Here is a 24,873-nt window from a genome sequence, read left to right on the forward strand (position 1 = left end):
GCCTATCGGCGCAACTCAGCAGTCGCATCAACCGGCTGAATCCGCAGCCATCGGTGGACTTTCGTGCATGACCTTCAGCATGACCAAAATCCCCGTCTCCAGAAGCGGGAACTCTGGATTTGCGCAATCGCCGTAGCGGTCGTTGGAACATGGACAGTTCGCTCCGGCGTGGGTCGCCGACTCTCTCGGGATTCACGGAGCGTGCATCCTGAGCACCGACACTATCGCCCTAACCGACTTCGATCCCGTCAAGTCCAGTGGCAGCCATCGCGAACCGTTGTGCGTACTCCTTGGGCGTCACCCCAAGACGCCGAACAAACGCCCTCCTCAAGACGTCCACGCTCTGATAGCCATGTCGGCGCGCAATCGACTCCAGCGATCGCCCTCCAAGCTCCAGAGCCCGGCAAACTGCTTCGAGCCGGACCTCCTCCACATACTTTGCGGGCGTGGTCTGCATCTCTCGCTGGAACATCCGCACCAACGTTCTGACACTGGTGTTTGCGACGTCGGCAAGCATCTCGACCGTGATCTCCGTGCCCAGGTGTTCGTTGACCCAGAGACGCAGGGCATCGAGGCCAGGGCTCATCCCTTTCTGAGCCTGGAGTGAGACGCTGAACTGGGCCTGCCCTCCTGGTCTTCGAAGAAACAAGACCAGGCCCTTTGCGAGCTCCAACGCAGCAGAGTTCCCCAGGTCTTCTCCAACCAATGCGAGGGCGAGGTCGATTCCAGCTGTGATTCCCGCGGACGTATAGAAGTTTCCGTCCTTCACCCAGATCGGATTCGGGTCGACCTGCACTGCGGGGTAGCGCTCGGCAAGCCGATTCGCCATGGCCCAATGGGTCGTCGCTCGGCGGCCGTCCAGCAGCCCGGCCTCTGCCAACGCAAACGCGCCCACACATATCGAGCAAACCCGCCTCACGGTTTTGGCTCGCACCCGCAGCCAATCGATCACAGTGCTGTCCATGTGCTCCAGCGAGCCCATGCCAGCAGCAACGATGAGCGTGTCGATAGGCCTGCTCGCGCGGCGCTCGTTGGCCAACGTCCGGTGTCCTCTGAGGCCGATGCCGGTATCGCTCTCCAGGCACACGTCCGCGCCCGCACTCACCAGCTCGAGCGCGTAGGGCGCGGTTTCTCCTTTGTGCATCTTGTTGGCCAGGGCAAACACCTCTGCCGGCCCTATGACATCCAGAGCATCCACCGGTGCCAGGCCCAGGATGACCACCCGCTTTTGAGCGGGTCCGATACGGGGACCATCAAGCTTCGTTCGCTTACTCATCGGAGTCTCCAGCCTCGAAAAATCAGGCCTTCATCTTGGCAGAAATCATCTGAACAATGTCTTTTACGCCAAACCTAGATCTCTAGACTTGAGTCCAAGTCAACCAGATCCGAGGCATCCGAAATGAACTCACTCGTCACTGTCGGTGGCATCACCACTCCGGACACACAGCTTGCCCGCAAGGCCGTCTCGCTGGTGCATCGCGTGCACTCCGAGACGATGATGAACCACTTGCACCGGACCTGGTGGTTTTCCGAGTTTCTTGGCAGGAAGCGCGGCCTGAAGTACGACCGGGAAGCCGTCTACCTCGCCTCCCTTCTTCACGACCTGGGGCTCACCGATGAGTACGCGGCAGACAACCGATTCGAGGTCGACGGCGCGGATGCCGCCAGCCGATTCCTGATTGCAGAGGGTTATTCGGACTCAAAGGCTCAACTGGTCTGGGATGCCATCGCCCTGCACTCCAGCGCCGGTATCGCCGACCGCAGAGAGTCGGAAGTTGCGCTGGTTCACATGGGTGCGCACGTGGATGTCATGGGCCTTCGGATAGATGAAATCACCCCTGGGCTCATCGACGACACGCTTGTCCTGTACCCACGCCTGGGCTTCAAGACAGCGTTTCAAGAGGCTCTCGCAGAGATCGCGCGCAAGAAGCCGCATACCGCGATCGGGACCGGCCTGGCGGACATCGGGCGCCGCCATGTTCATGGCCTGGAGATCCCCGACGTTTGCGACTTGCTCGACCACGCTCCGTTCGAGAGCTGAACCCCAAATAGAAAAAGTGGCCTTGTGCCTCCACTGAACGGGCACAGCTTTGTCGATTGCGAGCATATGCCCGCAGTCACTGAAAGGAATGAAATCATGACCCAAGCAGACATCCTCGTGAGTGGCGCAACGGGCCGTACAGGCGGCGCAGCGATAGACACATTGTTGAAGATGGACAGGCGTGTGCGAGCCTATGTGCGTGCGGATGGCGACGCCGCCCAGGCCCTGCGAGACCGAGGCGTCGAGATTGCCGTGGGTGATTTCACAGACCTCGATGCCATTCGCGCCGCGATGGAAGGGATTCGCTCGGCCTACTTCCTGCACCCCATCAGCCCGGGCATCGTGTACGCGAGCGCCTATTTTGCGCAGGCTGCGAAGGAGGCGGGTGTCACGGCCATCGTCAACATGTCGCAGATTTCGGCCCGGCGGGACTCGAAGAGCCATGCCGCGCAGGACCACTGGGTTGCGGAACGTGTCTTCGACTGGTCGGGCGTGGCGACGACCCACCTGCGCCCTACCTTCTTCGCCGACTGGCTCGTCTATCCCCATTTCGCGCATGAGATCTGGGCGAAAAAGCGTATTCAGTTCCCGTTCGCAGACGGCCGTCACGCCCCCATCAGCACCGACGACCAGGGTCGCGTCATTGCGCACATCCTGGCCAACCCTTCCGCACACGGGGGCAAGACCTACGCCCTTCATGGTCCGGTCGAGATGAATCACGACCAGATTGCCGCCGCCATGAGCGACGTCCTCGGTGCGAAGATCGAATATGCCCCGCTCTCCATCGAAGAGTTCCGGCATGAGATGCAGCACACCTACAAGTTCAACCCGTTCCTCGTGCAACACCTGGTCGAGGTGGCTCAGGACTATCGCAATGGGGTGTTCGCAGGGACAAACGACGCCGTCGAGCAGGTAACGGGCAAGCCGGCGCTGTCCGTTGCGGACTTCATCGCGAAGAACCGGGACGCGTTTGTCTGAAGGGCCGAGTCCGGCCCGGAACCCAGGAGCCTGGTATGCCCATCGCCGATGCGCCCGCACGGGTCGAGGACTGCAGTTGCTTTGCCATCAAGAAGGCCGCCCGGCAGGCGGCAAGGCTGTACGACGCACATCTGCAGCCGAGCGGGCTGCGGATATCGCAGTTTCTGATTCTGGCTTTGCTCGAAGAGGTCGAGAGTGCGTCCATGAATACCCTTGCCGAGCGCCTCGACACGGAACGCACGGCCATGGGAAAGATGGCCTGCGTGCTGGAGCGAGACGGCTTAGTTCAGATTGGCCCCGCGCCCACCGATGGCCGCATGCGCCTGGTGGAACTCACGCAGGCAGGGCAACGACTTCTTGATCAAGCCTTTCCCCTTTGGCTGCAGGCGCAACGCCGGATGGAAGCATTGAATGGAACGCAGAGACTGGCCGCGCTCAGGACGGAGTTGGCTGGACTGGATATGCGCAACTCATCCACTGCGCGAGCCGAACTGTCGAATCGACTGGAAATCGAACCGCAGTCGCTGGCTCACTGAAAGGAAACCATCATGTCAAGAACATGGCTTATCACTGGCACCAGCAGCGGCTTCGGCCGCCAGCTCACCGAGATTCTGCTGCAGCGAGGTGACCGGGTCGCCGCCACCGTTCGCAAGGCAGGCGCTCTGGACGACCTGAAGAAAGCGCACGGCGACCGACTCTGGGTTGAGGTCCTCGATGTCGTGCACGCCGATGACGTTCGACGTGTCGTCGAGAAGGCGTTTTCCGACCTCAAGCGGATCGACGTCGTTGTCAGCAATGAGGGATACGCGTTGCTCGGCGCGGCGGAAGAAGTTGATGACGCTCAAATCGAGCGGCAGGTCGATACCAACTTGCTTGGCTCCATACATATTGCCCGAGCCGTGATTCCGCACTTGCGCAGGCAAGGCGGAGGTCGAATCGTTCAGATTTCGTCCATGGTCGGCCAAGGCTCGTATCCAACGATGGGGGTCTACGCGGCAACCAAGTGGGGCATCGAGGGCTTCTACGAAGGAACGATTCCTGAAATCGCCAGCTTCGGAATCGAGGTCACGCTCGTCGAGCCCGGTGCCTCTCGCACAAACTTCGGGACCTCTAGCGCCGCGTTCGGCAAGACGATGGATGTGTACGAAAAGACGGCTGTCGGAGACTTTCGGCGCATGGTCGCTTCGGCGGGGCTCTCCATGTTTCGTGGTGATCCGCGCAAAGTTGCGCAGGCGATCATCGACTCGACATCACAAAGCCCCGCGCCGCGGCGACTCACCTTGGGAAGTGATGCTTACGCCTTTGTCCACGAAGCTCTGACCTCGAGGCTCTCTGCCCTGGAGGCCCAGAAGAAGTTGGCGCACTTGACTGAATTCGACGGGTGATGGGTAGGCGTAGAAACAGGCCTGCACTCTGTGTGTCACGCGACATATATATCATGACGTGATATATTCGCGGCAGTTTCGGCATTCCCCTCCGTCATGGCCTCCACCCCCCGCAAGCTCGCCAAGAAAGACTTCGAGGCGCTCTCCCAGTTCCGTTACCAGATGCGCCGCTTCGAGCGCTTCTCGGAGCGCGCCGCGCAGGGCGAAGGCCTCACGCCGCAGCAGTACCTGGTGCTGCTGCACATCAAGGGCGTGCCCGGGCGCGACTGGGCTTTGGTGGGCGAGATTGCCGAGCGCCTGCAACTGCAGCCGCATGGCGCGGTCGCGCTCGTCACGCGTTGCGAAGCGCTCGGGCTCGTGCAGCGCCGGCCCAGCGAAACCGACCGCCGCCAGGTCGAGGTGCACCTGCTCGCCAAGGGCGAGAAGCTGCTGCTGAGGCTGGCCGAACTCCACCGCGCGGAACTGCGCTCGCTCAAGGGCGTGTTCGACGTGCCGCAAATCGATCTTCCAGACGCTCCATAAGCACTATGACCGCCAAGGCTTCTTCGCATCCGCCGCGCGGCGACTTCGCGCTCAACACCCGGCTCATGCGCATCACCGTCATGGCCGCCGTCATCGGCGCCATCAGCACCGTGGCCGCCCGCGTGCTGCTCGACCTGATCCGCTTCTTCACCAACCTGTTCTTCTTCCAGACCTTCTCACTGGCCGAACGCTCGCCGGCCGTGCACACGCTGGGCGCATGGGTCATCGTGGTGCCGGTGATCGGCGGGCTCATCGTCGGGCTGGTGGCGCGCTATGGGTCCGACAAGATCCGCGGCCACGGCATTCCGGAAGCCATCGAGGCGATCCTGTTCGGTAAAAGCAAGATGTCGCCGAAGGTCGCGCTGCTCAAGCCGCTGTCGTCGGGCATCGTCATCGGCAGCGGCGGCCCGTTCGGTGCCGAGGGGCCGATCATCATGACCGGCGGCGCCATCGGCTCGCTGATCGCACAGCACTTTCACCTCACCGCGGCCGAGCGCAAGGCGCTGCTGGTGGCGGGTGCCACGGCCGGCATGACGGCCGTGTTCGGCACGCCGGTGGCCGCGGTGCTGCTGGCCGTCGAACTGCTGCTGTTCGAGCTGCGTCCGCGCAGCCTGCTGCCGGTGGCGGTGGCCTGCGCGGTCGCGGGCTTCGCGCGGCCGCTGCTGATGGACCCGGGCCCACTGTTCCCGCTGCAGACGGCCGTGCCCGGCCCGCTCGCCATGCTGTCGTGCGTGATCGCTGGCGTGCTGTGCGGAGTGCTGTCGGCGTCGCTTTCGATCTCGCTCTACAAGGTGGAAGACTGGTTCGGCAAGCTGCCGCTGCACTGGATGTGGTGGCCGGCCATCGGCGGCCTCGCGGTCGGCATCGGCGGCTACCTGCAGCCGCGCGCGCTGGGCGTGGGCTACGACGTGATCGGCGACCTGCTACACAACCACCTCGCGCTCGGCGTGGTGCTCGCGCTGCTGGCGGTGAAGGCGGTCATCTGGGTCATCTCGCTGGGCTCGGGCACCTCGGGCGGCGTGCTCGCGCCGCTCCTGATGATGGGCGCCGGCCTTGGCGCCGTGCTGTCGCATATCCTGCCCGGCAACGACCCGATGCTGTGGCCGCTGGTCTGCATGGCGGCCACGCTGGGCGGCGTGATGCGCGCACCGCTCACCGCCACCATCTTCGCCTTCGGGCTCACGCACGACAGCAACGCGCTGCTGCCGCTGCTGACCACTTCGGCGGTGGCCTATGGCTTCACGGTGCTGACGATGCGCCGCTCGATCCTCACCGAGAAGATCGCGCGCCGCGGCTATCACATCTACCGCGAATACGGCATCGATCCGCTGGAGCGGCATTCGGTGGAAGAAGTGATGACGCGCGAGGTGCGCAGCATCGACGCGGCCATGCCGGTGACGCAGGCGCTGTTCGAGCATTTCGGCGAAGGGCAGGCGCACCGCGCGTTCCCGGTGCTGCGCAACGGCGCGGTGATCGGCGTGGTCGACCGCGCGATGCTGGCTGCGCACGGCACGTGCGACCCGATCGCCACGGTGGGCGACGCCTGTGCCGATGCTCCGCTGTTCTTCGCGCTGCCGGGCGAGAACTGCCGCAGCGTTGCCACGCGGCTCGCGCGTCACCGGCTCGAGCGGCTGCCGGTGGTGAAGGATGCGCAGTCGCTCGTGCTGGTGGGCATCGTGGCGCGCAGCGATCTCATCAAGCCCTCGCTCGCGCACTTCGACGAAGAAGAAAAGCGCGAGCGCATGCGTGGGCTGCCATGGCAAACCTGAGCTGGCTCCGACTGCGCTCATAGGCGCCCCTACTTCCCGCATATCAAAGCACGTTTTCCTTATTTAGAGAAAGAAGCATCGCTGACTAGCATCCGGCCTCATTCAACCGGTCATAACAGGTCAGCCGCATGTCCACCGCCAAGGCTTTCGAGCCGATCGCCTTTTCCCCCGTCCCGCTGTACACCCAGGTGCGCGAAACGCTGCGCGAGCGCATCCTCGACGGCACCTACGCGCCGCATGCGCAACTACCTTCCGAAAGCGAAATGGTCGCGCTGTTCAAGGTCAGCCGCATCACGGTGCGCCAGGCGCTCAGCGACCTGCAGCGCGAGAACCTGATCTTCAAGATCCCCGGCAAGGGCACCTTCGTCGCCAAGCCCAAGGCCTTCCAGCACCTCGGCCAGCTCGAAGGCTTTGCCGAGGCGATGGTGCGCATGGGCTACGAGATCCGCAACCAGGTCACGAGCCACAAGACCGTGCCCGCCTCGCCGCGCGTGGCGCAGCAACTCGGCCTGGCCGAGGGCACGCCGGTGGCGCAGATCAAGCGCGTGCGCCACCTCAACCGCGCCCCGGTGTCCTACGAGGTGACCTACCTGCCCCACGCCATCGGCGAGCGGCTGCGCCAGGCGGATCTGGCCGGGCGCGACATCTTCCTGATCCTGGAAAACGACTACGGCATCGCCCTCGGCCACGCCGACCTGCAGATCGACGCGATGCTGGCCGACGAGGTGCTCGCGCGCGCATTGAGCGTGCCTGAAGGCACCGCCGTGCTGCGCGTGGAACGCCTCACCCACACCGCCGACGGTGCCCCACTGGATTTCGAAGACCTCTACTTCCGCGGCGATGCGTTCCAGCACCGTCTGCGCATCGCCCGCAGCAACCCGACGACGAAGGCCAACCCATGAACATCCTCACCCGCACCGTCGACGTGCTGGTCATCGGCGGCGGCACGGCCGGCCCGATGGCGGCCGTCAAGGCCAAGGAAGCCAACCCCAAGCTCGAAGTCCTGCTGCTGGAGAAAGCCAACGTCAAGCGCAGCGGTGCCATCTCGATGGGGATGGACGGGCTTAACAACGCGGTGGTACCGGGCTTCGCCACGCCCGAGCAGTACGTGAAAGAGATCACCACCGCCAACGACGGCATCGTCAACCAGAAGACGGTGATGGCCTATGCGCGCAACAGCTACTCAATGATCGAGGAGCTCGACCGCTGGGGCGTGAAGTTCGAGAAGGACGAGACCGGCGACTACGCGATGCGCAAGGTGCACCACATGGGCACCTACGTGCTGCCGATGCCCGAGGGCCACAACATCAAGAACGTGCTGTACCGGCGCCTGAAGCGCACGCGCGTGGAGATGTCGCAGCGCCTGGTGGTCACGCGCCTGCTCACCGCGGCCGACGGCAGCATCGCGGGCGCCATGGCTTTCGACTGCCGCACGGCCGAGTTTCACGTGATCCGCGCCAAGGCGGTGGTGCTGGCCACCGGCGCTGCCGGCCGGCTCGGCCTGCCCGCCTCCGGTTACCTCTTCGGCACCTACGAGAACCCGACCAATGCAGGCGACGGCTACAGCATGGCCTACCACGCGGGTGCCGAGCTCTCGGGCATCGAGTGCTTCCAGATCAATCCGCTGATCAAGGACTACAACGGCCCCGCGTGCGCCTACGTGACCGGCCCCTTCGGCGGCCACACCACCAACAACAAGGGCGAGCGCTTCATCGAGTGCGACTACTGGAGCGGCCAGATGATGATGGAGTTCTACAACGAGCTCCAGGGCGGCAACGGCCCGGTCTTCCTCAAGCTGAGCCACCTGGCCGAGGAAACCATCGCCACCATCGAGCAGATCCTGCACACCAACGAGCGCCCGAGCCGCGGCCGCTTCCACGCAGGGCGCGGCACCGACTACCGCGAGCAGATGGTCGAGATGCACATCTCCGAGATCGGCCTGTGCAGCGGCCACTCGGCCTCGGGCGTGTGGGTGGACGAGCACGCGCGTACGACCGTGCCGGGACTGCATGCGGCGGGCGACCTGGCCTGCGTGCCGCACAACTACATGCTCGGCGCCTTCGTCTACGGCCGCCTCGCCGGTGAAAGCGCGGCGCGGCATTGCGCGGAAACCGAACTGCCCGCGCTCGACGAGGAACAGGTGGCGCGCGAGCACGCCCGCGTCAGCGCCCCGCTTCTGCGCGAGGGTGGCCTGCCGCCCGCGCAGGTCGAATACAAGCTGCGCCGCATGGTCAACGACTACCTGCAGCCGCCCAAGGTCACGCGCAAAATGGAAATCGGCCTCTCGCGCTTCGAGCAGATTCATGAAGACCTCGAACAGATCGCCGCCCCCGGCCCACACGAGCTGATGCGCGCGATGGAAGTGCACGCGATCCGCGACTGCGCCGAGATGGCCGCGCGCGCCTCGCTCTACCGCACCGAAAGCCGCTGGGGCCTCTACCACCACCGCGTGGATTTTCCCGAGCGCAACGACCGCGACTGGTTCTGCCACACGCAGCTGCAAAAAAAGGGCGATGCGATGGTGAGCTTCAAGCGCCCGGTCGATCCCTACATCGTGCCGCTCGATGCCCACGAGATGTCGGCCTACCAGCACCTGCGGGTGCCCGCCGCCGTACGTGAGCCGGCCACAGCCTGACGCCCCTGCCCTGCAAAAAAAGAGAACCCCACATGCCCCTCGCCTTCAACCCCACCAGCGTGCCCGTGCGCGTGGACGAGGACAAGTGCATCGCCCACAAGGGATGCACCGTCTGCGTGGACGTCTGCCCGCTCGACGTGCTCGCCATCGACCTCAGCAAGGGCAAGGCCTACATGAAGTTCGACGAATGCTGGTACTGCATGCCTTGCGAGAAGGACTGCCCCACCGGCGCGGTCACCGTCGACATCCCCTACCTGCTGCGCTGAGCCGCGGCCGCCTCCTTTCAAGTGAATCAACCGGAGCAATCACGATGAAGACCACGAGAAGACTGGCCCTGTGGGGCGCCGCCTTCGGCCTGCTGCTGGCATTGCCTGCCGCCGCGCAGGCCGAGACCATCCGCATCGCCATCGGCACGCAGGACACCACCATCAACTGCGCCACCGGCGGCCTGCTGATCCGCGAGCTCAAGCTGCTCGAGAAGTACCTGCCGCGCACCGGCAAGTACAAGGACGCGCAATACCAGATCGAGTGGAAGAACTTCACCTCCGGCGCGCCGCTGACCAACGAGATGGTCGCGGGCAAGCTCGACCTCGGCTCGATGGCCGACTTTCCGGGCAGCTTCAACGGCGCGGCCTTCCAGAAGGCGGGGCGCAAGAGCATCTTCATCACCGTGCTCTCCGGCAGCACCACGGGCAGCGGCAACGGCATCGTCGTGCCCAAGGATTCGAAGGTGCAGTCGCTGGCCGAGCTCAAGGGCAAGACCATTTCGGTGCCCTTCGCCTCGACCTCGCACGGCATGCTGCTGCGCGCCATCCAGGCACAAGGCTGGGACCCGCTGAAGGACGTGAACATCACGACCCAGGCGCCCGAGGTGGCCGGCCCCGCGCTGCAGGCCGGCAAGGTCGAGGCGCATGCGGACTTCGTGCCCTTCGCCGAACTCTTTCCGTACCGCGGCTTCGCCCGCAAGATCTACGACGGCTCGCAGGCGAACGCGCCCACTTTCCACGGCAGCCTGGTCGACGAGGAGTATGCGAAGAAGTACCCCGAGGTCGTCACCGCCTACCTGCGTGCAGCGCTGGAGGCCGACCGCCTCGTGGCCGCGGAACCCGAGAAGTACAGCGAGCTGATCGCCAAGGTCACCGGCATCGAGGCGGAGGTGAACTACCTGTTCCACGGCCCGCTCGGCCTGCAGACGCGCGACCTGAGCTGGAAGCCCGAGTACCGCCAGGCGGTGAAGACATCGCTGGAGACTCTGCGCCTGCTCAAGCGCACCGACAACGACATCGACGCCGAGGCCTTCGTGCAGGACGGCTACATCCGTGCAGCCTTCAAGGAAGCAGGCCTGGACTACGACAGGCAGCTGAAGAACTACGCGCGCGCACCGCTGGTGGCGAAGGACGCTTCCACGGGCAAGCCGATCGCCGACGTGAGCCGCGTGGCCCAGATCTGGGTGGCCGGCGAGCCGCTGGTGCGGCACTACGCCTCGCCCGAGGGCGCCTTCGGCGATCTGCAGAAGCTGGAGAAGGCCGGCAAGAAGGCGCGCGTGGTCTACGCGCAGGACCGCAACAGCGGCAACAAGCTGCTCGCCGCCGACGCGTGGTTCGTGCTCGGCGCCAGGGGCGAGGTCGACGCCTTCCTGCTCAAGGAGCAGGCCGAGGGCTGGGCCGCGAAGAACGGCGGCAAGGTCGCGGACTTTGCCGGTGTGCGCGCCGCGCTGGCCGGCTGACGCCCCGCGACTTTTCGAGCCCTGCCCCCGCCATGGCCAGCTCCACCATCGCCAGGCTGCGCGCCGGCCTGCCGCGTGCGACCTGGCGCATCGCCGCGTTGCTCGTCTGCGTGCTCGCGTGGCACCTCGCCACGCACCAGCGCATGAACCTGGGCTTCATCACTTTCCAGAATGTGCCGCCGCCGCGTGAGGTGGCCGAGTCCGCCTGGTCCCTGGTGCAATCGCCGCTGGTCCTGCAGCATCTGTCGGCGAGCCTGCGCCGCGTGTTCATCGGCTTCGGGCTGGCCGCCGTGCTGGGCGTGGCGCTTGGCCTGGCGATCGGTCGCGCGCGCTGGGCCGAAGACACGCTGCTGCCGCCGCTCGAAGTGCTGCGGCCGATTCCCGCCGTGGCGTGGATTCCGCTGGCCATCCTGATGTTTCCGTCGTCGGAAGCATCGATGGTGTTCATCACCTTCGTCGGTGCGCTGTTTCCGGTGCTGCTCAATACCGTGCACGGCGTGGAGGCGGTGGATGCGCGCCTCGTCGCCTCGGCACGCAGCCTGGGCGCCGGCCGTCTCGCGGTGTTCCGCGAGGTGATCCTGCCGGGCGCCCTGCCGAGCGTGGTCACCGGCCTGGCCATCGGCATGGGCACGGCGTGGTTCTGCCTGGTCACGGCCGAGATGATTTCCGGCCAGTTCGGCATCGGCTACTACACGTGGATGTCGTACACGATCCAGAACTACGCCGACATCGTGGTCGGCATGCTCTTCATCGGCGTGCTGGGCATGGGCAGCAGCGCGCTGGTGCGGTGGATCGGCCAGACGCTGATGCCCTGGCGCTCGGTGCAGGAGAAAAGAGCGTGAAGGCCGACGTGCAAACCGGCCGCATCGCCATCGACGGCCTGCGGGTGCGCCTGGGCCAGGGCGCACAGGCCTTCGATGCGGTGCAGGACATCACGCTGCATGTGGAGCCCGGCGAGTTCGTCTGCCTGCTCGGCCCCTCGGGCTGCGGCAAGTCGACGCTGCTGGGTGCGCTGGCCGGCCACCTGACGCCCGCGGGCGGTGTCATCCACGTGGACGGCGAACCGGTGCGCGGGCCGCATCCGGACCGCGGGCTGGTCTTTCAGCACCACACGCTCTTTCCCTGGAAGAAGGTGCTGGACAATGTCGCCTTCGGTCTGAAGATGCAGGGCGTCGGCCGTCGCGAACGCCATGCGCGGGCGCACGAGATGCTGCGGCTCGTCGGCCTGGACGACTTCGCCGGCTTCTATCCGTCGCAACTCTCGGGCGGCATGCAGCAGCGTGCGGAAATTGCGCGGGTGCTCATCAACCATCCACGCGTGATGCTGATGGACGAGCCCTTCGGCGCGCTCGACGCGCAGACCCGGCTCATGATGCAGCGCCAGCTGCTCGACGCCTGGGCGCGCGTGCGCACCACCATCGTCTTTATCACGCACGACATCGACGAGGCACTGTTCCTCGGCGACCGTGTGCTCGTGATGGGGCCGAGGCCGGGCCGCATCGTCGCCGAGTTCGCGCTGGACTTCGCCCGGCCGCGCGATCCGTCGCTGGTCACTTCTTCCGAATTCACAGCGCTCAAGCGGCACTGCCTGCAGTTGCTGCATCCGCATGCAGCAGCCAGCGCGCCGCTGGACCGCCTCACGCCGCTCGGCGCGCCCACCGCTGCGCAACTGCGTTTCGCCATCTAGAAAAAAGAATGAACCCCTCGATCCTCGACGACCCCGAACTGCAGGCCATTGCTGCACGGCTGGACTCGCCCGACGCCGAAGTGCGCCGCATCGCCGTGATGGACCTGGGCGACCTGGCCGATGAAACGCACACGCCGCTGCTGGTCGCTGCGCTGCGCGACGACGCGCCCGCCGTGCGCGCCGCCGCCGCGCTGGCGCTCGAAACCATGGAGAACCAGGCAGCAGTCGAAGGGCTGGCCCAGGCGCTCGACGACCCTGACGCACAGGTGCGCGAGGCCGCCGCTCACAGCCTGGCCGAACTGAAGGAACCGACTTCGGCCGCCTGGCTGCTGCCGCACGCGGGGGCTGGGCCAGCGCGTGTGCGCGCCGCCGTGCTGCGTGCGCTGCGCGAGCTGCGCGTGCCGGCCAGTGCCGAGCCCGCGCTGGCGGTGCTTCAGGAGGCACGCTCCGCCGATGACGCCACCGACGCCGTCGCCCTGCGCCGTGAGGCCATCGGCGTGCTCGGCTATCTGAAGCATGCGGCCGCGCTGCCCGCATTGGCCACGCTCGCAGTTTCCGATCGGGTGGACGAAGTGCGCCGCGCGGCCGTGGGTGCATTGGCATTCGCGGCTGGCGACGCTGCCGCGCGCAGCGCGCTGGAAACCGCGCTGCGCGACGCGAGCTGGCAAGTGCGTGAAGAAGCCGCCACCGCGCTCGGCAAACTGCAGCAGCCCGCGGCAGCGACGGCGCTGCTGGCAGCGCTCGACGACCCCTACTGGCAGGTCCGCCTGCGCGCGGCGCGCAGCCTGGGCCGGCTGCGCAGCACCGAAAGCGTCGCGCCGCTGCTTGCCGCGCTGGGCCACAGCATCAGCAATCTTCGCAAGGAGGCCGCGCTGGCGCTGGGCGAGATCGGCGACGCCACTGCGCTGCCCGGCCTCGAACAGGCGTCCCATGATCCCGATCCCGAAGTGCGCAAGTCCGTGCGGCTGGCCATCGCCCAGATCGGCGCCCGTCCGGCAGCCTCGCATGGCGCCTGAGTCCATCGTCGATCACCGCGCACGCGCTGCGCTGGAGTTCCGCTGGGCGGACGGTGCGCTGCATGTCGCCGGTTACCAGCTGCTGCGGTCGAACTGCCCCTGCGCGGACTGCAAGGCGCTGCGCGCGATCCCTCGCGCCGATAGCGTTGAAGACGTGCACCCCGCTACCGGACCAAGCGTGACGAACATCCTTCCGGTCGGCGCCTACGGCGTTCAATTCGTGTTCAGCGACGGGCATGACAGGGGAATTTTTCCCTGGGCCTTTCTGAGAGAACTGCTGGAGCGGGGGGTGTCATTGCGAGCCGTCCAATAGGCTGTCGCTTGCGCATCCTATAAATGTGGGATCCCCGAAGAAGCTCTCTTCAGGTCAACTGCGCCTCCGGGAAGTTTGACGGAAGCGAAGCGATGCCTAGGCACCCAATCCACAGCGCGACGATTACTTTGAAACTGCCATCCGGCATAAATACCGACGCCGAGATCACGGCCTTGCGCGCTGCCGGCATACCGGTCGACGCGCTCGGCAACGCAGAGCGGGGCTTTCTCTTTGTGCGATTCAGCGACGGGTGGAGAAATCGGGCCAACATCTTTCGGTGGTTCGCCGGCGACATCGGGCAAGACCCTCGCAACAGCGGCATTAAGCCGGGTCCCCGGCGGCGCAAGGTGGCACTTTCAAGCTGCTGCATGCCAAATCGCTAGACGCCCATCCGTCGATTGCCGCGGGGGCGCCTCAGACGGCGCCGTGAGCTTCGACGTGGAGCGCATAGAGTGAATGACTGCTCGCCATGTAGAAGCCAGGGATTGCATGCTTGCGCGCCGGCTGCGGCTGCGGCTGCGGCTGCGGCTGCGTTCGCGCTACAGCGCCGCCGTTGTGCGCGAGATCGAGCGGCAACTGCTCACGCACCTGCGCAGCGTCGCGCCATCGAGCCTGCGGGGCGAAGCACTGCACTACCTGCACGGGCAGTGGCCCAAACTCGTTCGGTTCCTAGACAACAGCGCTTGGCCACGGGACTCCAATCCTGTGGAGAACGCGATTCAGCCCTTCGTCGTCGGAAGAAGGTCGTGGTTGTTCGCTGACACCGTGGGCGGCGCGAACACCAGTGCCAATTCTTTATTCGCTCATCGAGACCACCAAGGCCAACGGCATTGAGCCGTACCGATACCTTGTAGCCCTGTTCAAGAAGCTGCCGCTCGCGCAATCAGCCAACGACTACGAGGCCCTGCTGCTCTGGAGCATCGAGTTGCTTGGCACGGGCAGTTGACGGCTTTAAAAAATCGATGATTGCAACTCTTGCAGAGTTGCGCTGCGCTGATGCAGCACATCTCTCGTTCTCGCACGAATTGCAATCATTGCACCACTGTCGTATTGGCCATGCTCACTAAGCCCTTATGCGCCGCAGCGCTATTCGCCTGTTATCTGTTCCTGCTGGGTAGCGTCACCCAATCCCCGGACCCGTGTGCGGCCCCACTCAAGACTTCGTTTACCTCCTGACCACTCCTTTATTGATCCTGGGGTCCACCGGGTGGCTGGGGGTGTCCTGTTGGTGCCTTCCGTTTTCCGGGAGCTGGCCAAGCCACCTTGCCCACGCCGTTCTGTCTGCGGTCATTTCGATATTGTTGGCAATTGGCCTCTTGATGGGGGCGTTTCTTATCGTTCTGAGATATGAACACCTGATGTCGTTTCTGCTGGAGCAGGATTGCTATGGTGATGTCACACCCTCAATGCTGAGCATGACCGTGGCGAGCTTTCTTGGATTGTTGAGCATCGACGTCGCCAGTGCGAAGGTGTGGCCGTTCACGCCGCCCCGGCGGTTCGCAGCCTCGGACGCTAGACGCATGCCGGCGGCGTAGCCCGCGCCCTGCTTGGCTTCCAACCCGCGAATGGGCGCCACTTGTGCCACCAGCACCTCCAGGGCACACGCGTGGCTCATCGCCGCCGTCGCGATGGCCATTCCTGCGAGCCAGCGTGCGAGTCGCGCTTGTTTCATGGCCGGGCTCCTCCTTTGTTTTTAAGGAGTGCCGAATGCATGCAACATGTTGATACAACATCCGCGGAAAATCCCGGATGGCTGGATCGCTCGTGAGCTTGCGGCCGTGGCAGATGGATTTTAGCCTAAATTCAGCTATTTGACATTTAGCCGCATTAGTGCTAAATTACAAATAGCATAAATACAGCTAAGTCATGGATGCACTTCCTGCCCAACCTCTGGTATCCGGCGATCAACTGGGGCAATTGCTGCGCAGCACGCGCAAGCGACTGAAGCTGAACCAAGCTGCCATTGGCACCAGATTGAACCTCAGCCAGAACCGGGTTTCCTACCTCGAGCTTCATCCCGACGAGTTGAGCATCAAGCAACTGCTGACCTGGTGCTCGGCGCTTGGCCTGGAGCTGAAGCTGGGCGCGCGTGGCGCGCCGGCAGCCAAGCCACGCACGACGGAGTGGTGAGATGGGTCGTCGATCGCACAGCCAGTCCCTCGGCCTCTGGTCCAACGGCGAGCACGTCGGCCGCTGGACGATCCCCGCGCGCGGCGACATGGAGCTTCACTACGACGAGGCCTGGGTTCGCTCGGCCCTGGGCCGTCCGTTGTCCCTGTCCCTGCCATTCAACCCACACAACGAGCCCATCAAGGGCGCCGCCGTCGCGCACTACTTCGACAACCTGCTGCCCGACAGCAATGCCATTCGCAAGCGCGTGGCGACGCGTTTCAAGACGGGCTCGGTAGACGCCTTCGACCTTCTGCGCGCCATCGGGCGCGACTGCGTGGGCGCCATTCAGCTGCTCGATGAGGCCGAGGCGCCAAGGGCTGTCGACCAAGTGGAAGCAGTGCCGGTCGACGACCAGTCCATCGAGCGGCACCTGCTGAGTGTCGTCAGCCCCGACAAGCTCGACGCCGCGGTCGACCCGGACGACGACTTTCGCATTTCGCTGGCCGGCGCGCAGGAAAAGGACGCCTACCTGTGGTGGAACGGCACCTGGCACAAGCCTCGGGGCACCACGCCCACCACCCACATCTTCAAGCTTCCCCTGGGTCTGATTGGCGGGCGCCAGGCCGACTTCTCCACCTCCGTGGACAACGAGTGGCTGTGTCTGAAGCTGTTGCACGCCTATGGGCTGCCCACGGCAGACGCGACCATCGCTTCGTTCGGCAAACAACGTGTCCTCGTGGTCGAACGCTTCGACAGGCGCCTTTCGAACGGACGCCTCCTGCGATTGCCGCAGGAGGACTTCTGCCAGGCCACCGGGACCTCGCCCTTGGTGAAGTACGAAAATGAGGGGGGCCCCGGCCTGTCCAAGCTCTTTTCGCTGCTGCAGCAGTCCGTGAGTGCGGCGGATGACATGCGAACCTTGATGACCTCGCAAGTGTTGTTCTGGCTGCTGCGCGCACCGGACGGACACGCGAAAAACTTCAGCATCCATCTGCTTGCCGGCGGCGGCTACCGGCTGACGAGGATGTATGACGTGATGTCGGCCTACCCTATCCTCGGCAAGGGACCCAATCAATGGGCGCCACGTGAAGTCAAGATGGCCATGGCGCTTCTTGGCAAGAACAAGCACTACGCCATGACTGCCATACAGCGCCGGCACTTCAACAGCACCGCCCAGCAGGTGGGGTATGCCCGCGACGCCGAGGCCATCATCCAGCAGGTGATTGAACGCACGCCCGTTGCGATCAACGACGTGAAGGCGCAATTGCCGAAGGATTTTTCGCCACGGGTGGCCGAGCGCGTGCTGGGTGGACTGCAAGCAGCGGTGGATGCGCTCGAAGGCATGCCCTCAACTTGAGCTTGATGTCGGATCCTGCCGCTTCAAGCCTTCCCGGGTGCTGTATTTCTGAAACTCCGAAATACTTGCGGGCTTCGGCAAGGTGACACCCTCATCGAGGGATGGGCATGGGCGTCGAGGTCATGTGTTTTTGGGGGGCTATCCGTAGGCCTTCGTCGATGTGCCGTCCGTCTCTACCACCGCCCTGCCACACAAGCAGCAATCAGGCCCAACAACATCGCCTGCAGGCACCATGCCCAGCGGACACGAACGGCAGACTCCAGCACCGCGCCAGTGATCCAAAGTCCCGCGATGGTCAGGCCGAGCATCGTCGCATTGAGCCCGAACGACGAGGCCTTCGCGTGCCACAGGAATACAAGAATGGCCACGAGCCAGAGCACGAGTTGGCCGATGGCCGTCCATTGCTGGACAGGCGTGAGTGCGGGGTCATAGCGCTTGACCGTCTCAATCGCCTGAATCCGTACGAGGAACCTCGGTGCAACATCGGCCGGTTGCCACCCCGGCGGCTTCACCCACACGCGCAACTTGTCGCTCCACCTTCGTGTGTGCCATGCGGTGCGAGCCAGGGAGATGTAGGTGTCCAGGAGAGCATGCAGCGGGTTCCAGCTGTCGAGTGGCTTGAGGGTGCCGTAGACGCACGGCTCTCGCTCCTCGGCAAAGGTCCCGAAGAGCTTGTCCCACACCACCAGCAAGGCGCCGTAGTTGCGGTCCAGGTACCCGGCGTTGATGGCGTGATGCACGCGGTGGTTCGACGGCGAGGAGAACACATGGTCGAACCAGCCGAGCTTGCCAATGTGCTCGGTGTGCACCCAGTACCCGTAGAGCACCAACACCAGCGCCGCGATGCCGAACCGCTCCGGAGGCACGCCGATGAGCGCCATCGGGAGAAAGAAGATCCATCCGAGCAATCCCACGGCGCTGCCCTGCCGCAGGGCGATCGACAAGTTGAAATCCTGGCTCTGGTGATGCACGGCATGCGCGGCCCAGAACACGGCGCACTCGTGGCCGGCACGGTGCACCCAGTAGTTGCAGAAGTCGAACAGGATCACCGCGCACAACAGGCCGGCCCAACTGTTCCAGAAGTCCTGGTTCGACCAATGCGACGTGAACGGAAAGATCATCGTGTAGAAGCCGATCTGGAAGAACGGCGTGCAGACGGCCACCACCTGGCTCAGCAGGCCGTGGCTCAGGTTGCTGATGAAGTCGTTGAGCCGGTAGGTGTTGCGCCGCCGGATGCAGCCCCATGCAAATTCGCAGGCGATCAACACGGCAAAGAGCGGGATGGCATAGATGATCGTGCGGTACATGGCGCATCCTCTCGGTGTGCTCAGTTGGCATCGTCGACGGTGGGCAGGCCCCTCCCCGAGGGCCGATAGATGGCAGCCAGTGTGTGCCGGATCAGGGGAGCCAACAGACGCGTGACCCATCGGCTGCGGTGGCGCACGGCGATCCATATGTCCTCGTGCTCGGCGCCGAACTTGCGCTTCATGCTGTGGTTGGTCGACCCCAGGTCGACGCTGGTGCAGCCGCTGTTCATGGCGTGCTCGATCGCGCGAACCACGATCTGGTACCAGAGCTGAAGCTCCCTCGACACCTCGTAGTCGAGCCCGATCACCATGCACTTGAGCTTGGCGCCGCGCTGCATCAGCAGGCCGAATCCGACCATCCTTGTGCCTTGCGAGACGGTGAGCATCCGTGTGGCGTCGAGTTGCCCCAGTGCCGCGAAGAAGCTGCGCGGCAATGCGGGTGTGCGCGCTTCGCTGGCCCGCGCGTTCACCGCGAGATAGAGTGCATAGGTCGCTTCGACCAGATGGTCGAAACGCGTGTGCACCGCGACCTCGAGAGCGGCCGTCTCGCCTTGTGCCATGACCTGGCGCAGGTACCTGCGCTTCTTGGACGGCAGCGAATCGAGAAAGCTCTGCATCTGCCCGTCCGGCGGCAGCGCAAGGCGGCTGCGGTCGTAGCACATCTGCGCGATGAAGCCTGCCTCGGTCATCGAGCGCATGGACGCGTCGTCACGGCCCGGCGAGAACTCCTTGAGCACGAGGATGTCGCAACGCACCTGGGCCTTCACGAAGGCCTCGAAGCCGGCCAGGAACGAAGCGAAGTCGAGGGCATCGGCGTCGAACCAGAAGGCCTTGCCCGCGGCGACCGTGCCGCCCAGCACCAGCACGCGCATCGGAACGAAGCGCATCACGCGCATCTCCGAAACCGAATAGCAGGCCAGTGCGCGCACCTGCCCCGCCGGGTCCATGGCCTGCACGAAGTGGTAGGAGGTCCCGGGCTCGGTGTCGGCCAGGAGCCGGAGGAACTCGCAGTCCAGCGAGAGTTCGTTCTCCGCCACCCGCGCATTCCAGCGGGCGCGGAAAGCTTCGTCGGAAGGATCGACCGGATGAAAGATCAGGGTCATGGTGCCTCGGCCCCCGGCCTTCTGACCATGAGATTGATCGTGTAGGGCCCGACGCTGTTGAAGCGCGAGGTGCCGAAGTGGTGTTCCCCGATCTTCTCGAAGCGGAAGTTGGAGAAGACGCGCTGGTCGTTCGTCTCGGGGCTGCTGCTCTCCAGCCGGTACACGAGGTCGAAGCGGTCCGCCAGCAGGCGAAACGGCTCGAACATGCGCCGCGAAACGCGTTGGCCCTGGTGCGCCGGCCGGACGCATCCCATCTGCGCGTAGATGCAGCGAGCCGGCAAGCCAAGGCGGTGCATCGTCTGCTGCGAGGCCCGCACCAACGCGTTCGCCGCCCCTGCGGCCGCCGCTGCGCGCAGCAGCCCGTAACTGCGCAGCGCGGCGGGCGCACCGAACGCCGCCAGGTGCCACCACGGCTCGGTGCCGGGCACGGCCGGCGGAAGCCCCCACAACGAAGCACCGCGGATTTCGCGCGCGTCCGATGCATCCGACTCCTCCGCCGCGTCCGCGGACTCGAGCAGCACCAGCCCTCCCTCGAAGGCCGCGGCCGCGCACAGGTACTCGATCACGCGCGCGATCTTTTCCTGCGCCCGCCGGGTGTCGCCCGAGCGAACGCGCGCGACCTCCGACGGCGGCAGCCATGCGAGCCAGCCCTTGTCCTGGTTGTGCACGAAAGCCTGCGCCATCAGTCGCGCGGCCGAAGCCACCTGCGCCCGGTTGCGCGCAATCTCGACGGCGGGGCGACCAGGCAGCGTGGCATCGGCCGCGTTCAGTGCAGCGATGTGTTCGTGCAGGCCCTGCAGCAGCGCCGGCTCCACGTTGAGCGGCCGCAGGGCCCGGGACGTCGGTGGCATGAAAGGAACGTTCATCCCGCCACCCGCATCGGCAGCGGCGCCGCAACCGGCTGGAAGAGGCGCCCGCGCTCGGCCATGAGCACCATCGCCAGTGCCGCGCAGCCGCAGGCGATCGAGCCCAGCGTCATCGGCACCGCCGTACCGTCGAAGCGCTGCCCGATGAAGATGCCGACCAGCGCGCCGGCCACGTTGATCACCAGGCTCTGGACCGCGGAGGCCGTGCCCGCGATGTGCGCGAGCCGCGCCATCGCGAGCGAGCCGAAGTTCGCGAGCATCAGGCCGAAACAGAACATCAACGCCGATTGCAGCGCCGTGAAGACCCACGGTCGCTCCAGCCCCGACCACGCCACGGCGCCGTGCACGCATGCGACCAGCAGGTAGCCCATCAGCGCCAGGTGCGAGGTGCGCCGCGCGCCGAAGCGGCCCACGACGCGTCCGTTGAGCAGCGCGGCCAGCGCGACGCAGGTCGCGACCGTGCCGAAGACCACGGGAAAAGCCTCGGGCGCATGGAACACGTTCGCGAACAGTTGCTGGCCCGATGTGACGATGCCGAACAGCGCCCCCACGAGCGCCGTGGACGCCAGCGTGTAGCCGAGCGAATCGCGCTGCCGCAGCACGTAGCCGATCGCCCGCGCCACAGCCCGCGGCGACAGCGGCATGCGCCGCTCAGGCGGCAGCGTCTCGGGCAAGCGCAGCGCCACCCACGGCAGCAGCAGCGCGCCGAAGAGCGCGATCGCGGCGAACACCCATTGCCACGAAGACAGCACCAGGATCGCGTGCCCCAGCGAGGGCGCGAAGATCGGGATGCCGAGAAAGAGCATGAAGGCCAGAGACATCACGCGCACCATCTCGTCGCCCGAATGGCGGTCGCGGATGATCGATAGCGCAAGCACGCTCACCCCGCCGCCGCATCCTTGCAACACACGCAAGGCCACGGCGGTCCCGAAGCTTCCGGCCAGCACGCTCAGCGCGGCAAAGGCCACGTAGATGGCGAGGCCCACGAGCATCAAGGGCTTGCGGCCGTAGTGATCCGACAGCGTGCCGTAGACGAGCTGCGACGTACCGAAGCCGATCAGGTATGCAGTGATCAGCCACTGCCTGCGGTTGTCCTCACCGGCATTCACCGCGGTGCCGACGGCGGCCAGCGCCGGCAGCAAGGCATCGATCGCCACTGCGTTCACCGACATGACGGCCGCGGCCAGCACGATGAACTCCTTGGCGCCCGGCATGGTGGAAATGGGCTTCAGCATGCGGCAGCTACGGGGAGCGGGGCCAGGGCCTCGCCTGCCGCGAGTCCGACGGCGCCCGGCTGCCGCGCCGCGTGCACGTACTGGGCCTCGACAAGATCCGCGCGCCGCGAGAGAAAGCGGCGTGGATTGATCGTGCCCTTGTCGGTCAGTTCGCCGAAGGCCGCGCTCGGCGGCTCTAGCAGCACGCAGGCCCGCGCGATCGATTCGCTCGAGCCGGTGTGGACCGCGTTGTAGGCAGCCACGGCATCTTCGAGGAAACGCAGCAGCGCCCCGCTGCCCATGCCCTGGGCATCGTCATCGGTCAGGCCCTCGAAATCCCGCCGCACCAGTTCGGCGTTGAGCCAGAGAAAGGCGACCAGCCGCAGCCTGCCGAGTCCAGCCACCACGACGTCCTGCACCAGCGGGCCGGTGTGCGAAAGCAGGTCGGCCCTGATGCGCCCCGGCACCACCCAGATGCCGCTGCCGAGCTTGAACTCGTCGCTCGAACGGCCTTCGTAGCGCAGGCCCGCGTCGGGGTTGGCGGGGTCGACGAAGGAGACCAGGTCGCCGGTGTGGAAGAAGCCTTCGTCGTCAAACGCCTCGCGCGTTCGCTTCTCGTCGCCGAGATAGCCCGGCGTGACGTTGGGTCCCTTCACCGCCACGGCATAGAGGCCTCGCCGCGGCGACAGCCGGAAGCTCATGCCTGGCAGCGGCACGCCGATCTCGCCGGTGCCGGCCGTCTCGAAATGCGTGACGGCCGAGGTCGAGGTCGTCTCCGTCAGCCCCCATCCGCTCGCCCAGCGCGCGGCGTGCCCGGTGCTGCGGCGGCACAGCGCATCCATGCGCCGCCAGAGATCGGCGGCCAATGGCGCGCCGCCGTACACCAGCAGGTCGAGCCGGCGGAAGAAGGCGTCGGCGAAAGACGCATCGGCTTCGAGATACGGCAGCAGCACCGCATAGCCCAGCGGCACGTTCGTGTACCAGGTGGGCGACACCTCGCGCAGGTTGCGCACGCTTTGCCCGATGTCTTTCAACGTCGGGCGGCCTTCGTCGATGAACAGCGTGCCGCCGTTGCGCAGCGTCATGTTGAAGCTGTTGTTGCCGCCCGAGGTGTGGTTCCACGGCAGCCAATCGCACAAGACGGGTGGCCTGTCTTCGAGAAACTGCCAGAGCTGCGCCATCTGCTGCTGTTGCGCGCAGAGCATGCGCTGCGTGTGGATCACAATCTTGGGCAACCCCGTGGAGCCGGAGGTGAGAAGAAACTTCGCCAGCGTGTCGCCACCGATCCGTGCCCTGCGTTCGCACAGGCGCGCATGCGATTCCTTGGCAACGGCCTGTGTCGCGGCACCAGCAAGCATGCCCGGCGAGAGCCACCTGCACGCATCGACTTCACCGAGCGACGGACGGGGCACCGTTGCATCGGCCACGTACGCAAAGCCGGGCCGCACGCGCTGCGCAATGCCCTCGATGCGCGCAAGCCCCTGCGCGCTGTGCAGGTGCACCGGCGACAGCGGAACCACGATCACGCCGATGGCCATTGCCGCGAGCGACAGCAGCGCATGCGCGATCGAGTTCCCCTCGATCAGAAGCAGCGTGGTGCCGATGGGCGCATCGCCTTGCAGCAGCATCCGCGCGATGGCATGCACGTTGTCGCGCGCCGCGGCGTAGCGCAAGGTGCGCCATTCCTCACCCTCACGCTGCGCCAGGAACACGCGATCGGGTGCATCGCATGCCCATCTGTCGAGATGGTCCAGCAGCGTCTGCGGATGCGGCCGCAACGGCTGCTGGGTCGCATAGAACACGTCGCCCGCACGGTGATGCGTCATCACCGTGGCCGCAGGCGCGAGGCGTGGCGAACTCATGATTCCATCCCTCCTTGATCGGAACGGTCCGATGTCAGCGCGCGTTTTTACGTCAAAGCAAATGCGTTGAGTGCGGCATGAATACTTTGTGCCGCTACGCCATCAGGCGTATGGCTGCACCCTGCGCATGACAACACCATGACAGCCAGTTCATCGAGGAGTCACATGCTCATCGCGCAGTTGTCCGACCCGCACATCAGGCCTGAAGGCGCGCTGTATCAAGGCGTGGCGGATTCGAATCGCATGTTCTGCGAAGCGCTCGCACACCTGCATGCACTCGACCAGCGCCCCGACCTGCTGCTGATCACCGGCGACCTCGTCGACGAGGGCCGACCCGAGGAATACGCGATGGTGCGCGAGCTGCTTTCGGCTTCGCGCATTCCCTTTCTCGTGATTCCCGGCAACCACGATCACCGCGAGAACTTCCGCGCCGCGTTTGGCGACCAGTCCTACCTGCCTGCGGACGGGCCCCTGCACTGGTGTGTCGACGATCATCCGGTGCGCTTCATCGGGCTCGACTCGTGCCCCGCAGGAAAGCACTACGGGCACATCGATGCGCAAGGGCTCGCCTGGCTGGCGCGCGTGCTGGCGCAGGACACAGCCAAGCCCACGTTGCTCATGCTCCATCACCCGCCTTTCATGAGCGGCATTCCCTACATGGACATGTACCGCTACATGGAGGTGCAGCAGTTGGAAGGCGTGGTGCGGGCCGCGCCCAACATCGAGCTCGTGCTGTGCGGGCATGTGCACCGCACGATGCTGCGCCGCTGGGCCGGAACGGTCGTGTGCTCCTGCCCCAGCACCACGACGGAGATCGACCTGCAGCTCGCCCCCGACGCACCGCCGCAGTCCCACATCGGACCGCGCGGCTGCATGCTGCACCTGTGGGACAAGGCGCACGGCATGGTCAGCCACGTGAGCCACATCGGCACCTTCGCGGGTCCCTACGGATTCGCCTGAGCGCAACGACACCGTCGACA

General features: G+C 65.4%; 24 protein-coding genes and 1 pseudogene. 18 read left to right on the forward strand and 7 right to left on the reverse strand.

The features are described from left to right. Positions 1-229 precede the first annotated feature (229 nt). Positions 230-1,276, reverse strand: a complete 1,047-nt coding sequence (locus AC07O3_RS26685) for a GlxA family transcriptional regulator (RefSeq protein ID WP_495340718.1) — start codon at positions 1,274-1,276, stop codon at positions 230-232. A gap of 123 nt (positions 1,277-1,399) precedes the next feature. On the opposite strand from AC07O3_RS26685, the gene AC07O3_RS26690 reads away from it, so the two are divergent. The 15 genes and pseudogenes from AC07O3_RS26690 to AC07O3_RS26760 form a co-directional block, all read left to right on the forward strand. Beyond that, positions 1,400-2,041, forward strand: a complete 642-nt coding sequence (locus AC07O3_RS26690; protein WP_093178844.1) for an HD domain-containing protein — start codon at positions 1,400-1,402, stop codon at positions 2,039-2,041. Positions 2,042-2,137: 96 nt separating this feature from the next. Next, entirely contained in the window at positions 2,138-3,019 is an 882-nt protein-coding gene (locus AC07O3_RS26695) for an NmrA family NAD(P)-binding protein (RefSeq protein WP_093178846.1), read from the forward strand. Between the two features lie 35 nt (positions 3,020-3,054). Then, positions 3,055-3,555: a MarR family winged helix-turn-helix transcriptional regulator gene (locus AC07O3_RS26700; RefSeq protein ID WP_093178847.1), complete on the forward strand. Its 501-nt coding sequence runs from the start codon at positions 3,055-3,057 to the stop codon at positions 3,553-3,555. A gap of 12 nt (positions 3,556-3,567) precedes the next feature. Continuing rightward, the gene (locus AC07O3_RS26705; RefSeq protein WP_093178849.1) at positions 3,568-4,404 is read left to right on the forward strand and encodes an SDR family oxidoreductase; all 837 of its coding nucleotides are present in this window, start codon (positions 3,568-3,570) and stop codon (positions 4,402-4,404) included. A gap of 96 nt (positions 4,405-4,500) precedes the next feature. Next, positions 4,501-4,926: a MarR family winged helix-turn-helix transcriptional regulator gene (locus AC07O3_RS26710; RefSeq protein WP_495340719.1), complete on the forward strand. Its 426-nt coding sequence runs from the start codon at positions 4,501-4,503 to the stop codon at positions 4,924-4,926. Between the two features lie 5 nt (positions 4,927-4,931). After that, entirely contained in the window at positions 4,932-6,695 is a 1,764-nt protein-coding gene (locus AC07O3_RS26715; RefSeq protein ID WP_495340720.1) for a chloride channel protein, read from the forward strand. Positions 6,696-6,823: 128 nt separating this feature from the next. Continuing rightward, a complete protein-coding gene (locus AC07O3_RS26720; protein ID WP_093178853.1) occupies positions 6,824-7,597 on the forward strand; it encodes a GntR family transcriptional regulator in 774 nt (257 codons plus the stop codon). Further along, entirely contained in the window at positions 7,594-9,330 is a 1,737-nt protein-coding gene (locus AC07O3_RS26725; protein ID WP_093178855.1) for a fumarate reductase/succinate dehydrogenase flavoprotein subunit, read from the forward strand. The genes AC07O3_RS26720 and AC07O3_RS26725 overlap by 4 nt, the downstream gene beginning before the upstream one ends. Positions 9,331-9,362: 32 nt before the next feature. Continuing rightward, positions 9,363-9,596, forward strand: coding sequence for a 4Fe-4S dicluster domain-containing protein (locus AC07O3_RS26730; RefSeq protein ID WP_018904228.1), 234 nt, complete (start codon positions 9,363-9,365; stop codon positions 9,594-9,596). Between the two features lie 44 nt (positions 9,597-9,640). Continuing rightward, positions 9,641-11,056 (forward strand): ABC transporter substrate-binding protein, encoded by a 1,416-nt coding sequence (locus AC07O3_RS26735; RefSeq protein WP_495340721.1) that lies wholly within the window; start codon positions 9,641-9,643, stop codon positions 11,054-11,056. A 32-nt stretch (positions 11,057-11,088) separates the two neighbouring features. Next, positions 11,089-11,898, forward strand: coding sequence for an ABC transporter permease (locus AC07O3_RS26740; RefSeq protein ID WP_093178856.1), 810 nt, complete (start codon positions 11,089-11,091; stop codon positions 11,896-11,898). Next, a complete protein-coding gene (locus AC07O3_RS26745; RefSeq protein ID WP_093178858.1) occupies positions 11,895-12,743 on the forward strand; it encodes an ABC transporter ATP-binding protein in 849 nt (282 codons plus the stop codon). The genes AC07O3_RS26740 and AC07O3_RS26745 overlap by 4 nt, the downstream gene beginning before the upstream one ends. 8 nt (positions 12,744-12,751) lie before the next feature. Further along, positions 12,752-13,759 carry a HEAT repeat domain-containing protein gene (locus AC07O3_RS26750; protein ID WP_093178859.1) on the forward strand — a complete coding sequence of 336 codons (1,008 nt, stop codon included), beginning with the start codon at positions 12,752-12,754 and terminating at the stop codon, positions 13,757-13,759. After that, positions 13,749-14,072: a gamma-butyrobetaine hydroxylase-like domain-containing protein gene (locus AC07O3_RS26755; protein WP_093178861.1), complete on the forward strand. Its 324-nt coding sequence runs from the start codon at positions 13,749-13,751 to the stop codon at positions 14,070-14,072. The genes AC07O3_RS26750 and AC07O3_RS26755 overlap by 11 nt, the downstream gene beginning before the upstream one ends. 519 nt (positions 14,073-14,591) lie before the next feature. Further along, positions 14,592-15,018: pseudogene (locus AC07O3_RS26760) on the forward strand (IS66 family transposase); the annotation flags it as partial. 438 nt (positions 15,019-15,456) lie between these two features. On the opposite strand, the gene AC07O3_RS26765 reads toward AC07O3_RS26760, so the two are convergent. Continuing rightward, positions 15,457-15,744: a hypothetical protein gene (locus AC07O3_RS26765; protein ID WP_143047804.1), complete on the reverse strand. Its 288-nt coding sequence runs from the start codon at positions 15,742-15,744 to the stop codon at positions 15,457-15,459. Between the two features lie 194 nt (positions 15,745-15,938). Here AC07O3_RS26765 and AC07O3_RS26770 point away from each other — a divergent pair, with 194 nt between their 5' ends. Both AC07O3_RS26770 and AC07O3_RS26775 read left to right on the forward strand, forming a co-directional pair. Further along, on the forward strand, positions 15,939-16,202 hold the full coding sequence (locus tag AC07O3_RS26770; protein WP_093178864.1) for a helix-turn-helix domain-containing protein: 264 nt from the start codon (positions 15,939-15,941) through the stop codon (positions 16,200-16,202). Position 16,203: 1 nt separating this feature from the next. Continuing rightward, a complete protein-coding gene (locus AC07O3_RS26775; protein WP_093178865.1) occupies positions 16,204-17,541 on the forward strand; it encodes a type II toxin-antitoxin system HipA family toxin in 1,338 nt (445 codons plus the stop codon). A 173-nt stretch (positions 17,542-17,714) separates the two neighbouring features. Here the strand turns inward: AC07O3_RS26775 and AC07O3_RS26780 are convergent, their stop codons facing one another. The 5 genes from AC07O3_RS26780 to AC07O3_RS26800 are packed head-to-tail and all read right to left on the reverse strand — an operon-like array spanning position 17,715 to position 23,893. After that, positions 17,715-18,848 carry a sterol desaturase family protein gene (locus AC07O3_RS26780; RefSeq protein ID WP_093178866.1) on the reverse strand — a complete coding sequence of 378 codons (1,134 nt, stop codon included), beginning with the start codon at positions 18,846-18,848 and terminating at the stop codon, positions 17,715-17,717. A 20-nt stretch (positions 18,849-18,868) separates the two neighbouring features. Next, a complete protein-coding gene (locus AC07O3_RS26785) occupies positions 18,869-19,951 on the reverse strand; it encodes a GNAT family N-acetyltransferase (protein ID WP_093178868.1) in 1,083 nt (360 codons plus the stop codon). After that, positions 19,948-20,802, reverse strand: coding sequence for a hypothetical protein (locus tag AC07O3_RS26790; protein ID WP_143047805.1), 855 nt, complete (start codon positions 20,800-20,802; stop codon positions 19,948-19,950). The genes AC07O3_RS26785 and AC07O3_RS26790 overlap by 4 nt, the downstream gene beginning before the upstream one ends. A gap of 11 nt (positions 20,803-20,813) precedes the next feature. Next, a complete protein-coding gene (locus AC07O3_RS26795; RefSeq protein ID WP_495340722.1) occupies positions 20,814-22,052 on the reverse strand; it encodes a multidrug effflux MFS transporter in 1,239 nt (412 codons plus the stop codon). Next, on the reverse strand, positions 22,046-23,893 hold the full coding sequence (locus AC07O3_RS26800) for an AMP-binding protein (RefSeq protein ID WP_093178871.1): 1,848 nt from the start codon (positions 23,891-23,893) through the stop codon (positions 22,046-22,048). The genes AC07O3_RS26795 and AC07O3_RS26800 overlap by 7 nt, the downstream gene beginning before the upstream one ends. Before the next feature lie 138 nt (positions 23,894-24,031). Here AC07O3_RS26800 and AC07O3_RS26805 point away from each other — a divergent pair, with 138 nt between their 5' ends. Then, on the forward strand, positions 24,032-24,853 hold the full coding sequence (locus AC07O3_RS26805; protein ID WP_256330970.1) for a phosphodiesterase: 822 nt from the start codon (positions 24,032-24,034) through the stop codon (positions 24,851-24,853). Positions 24,854-24,873: the final 20 nt, after the last annotated feature.

The organism is Variovorax sp. GW821-FHT09D05 (assembly GCF_059416325.1).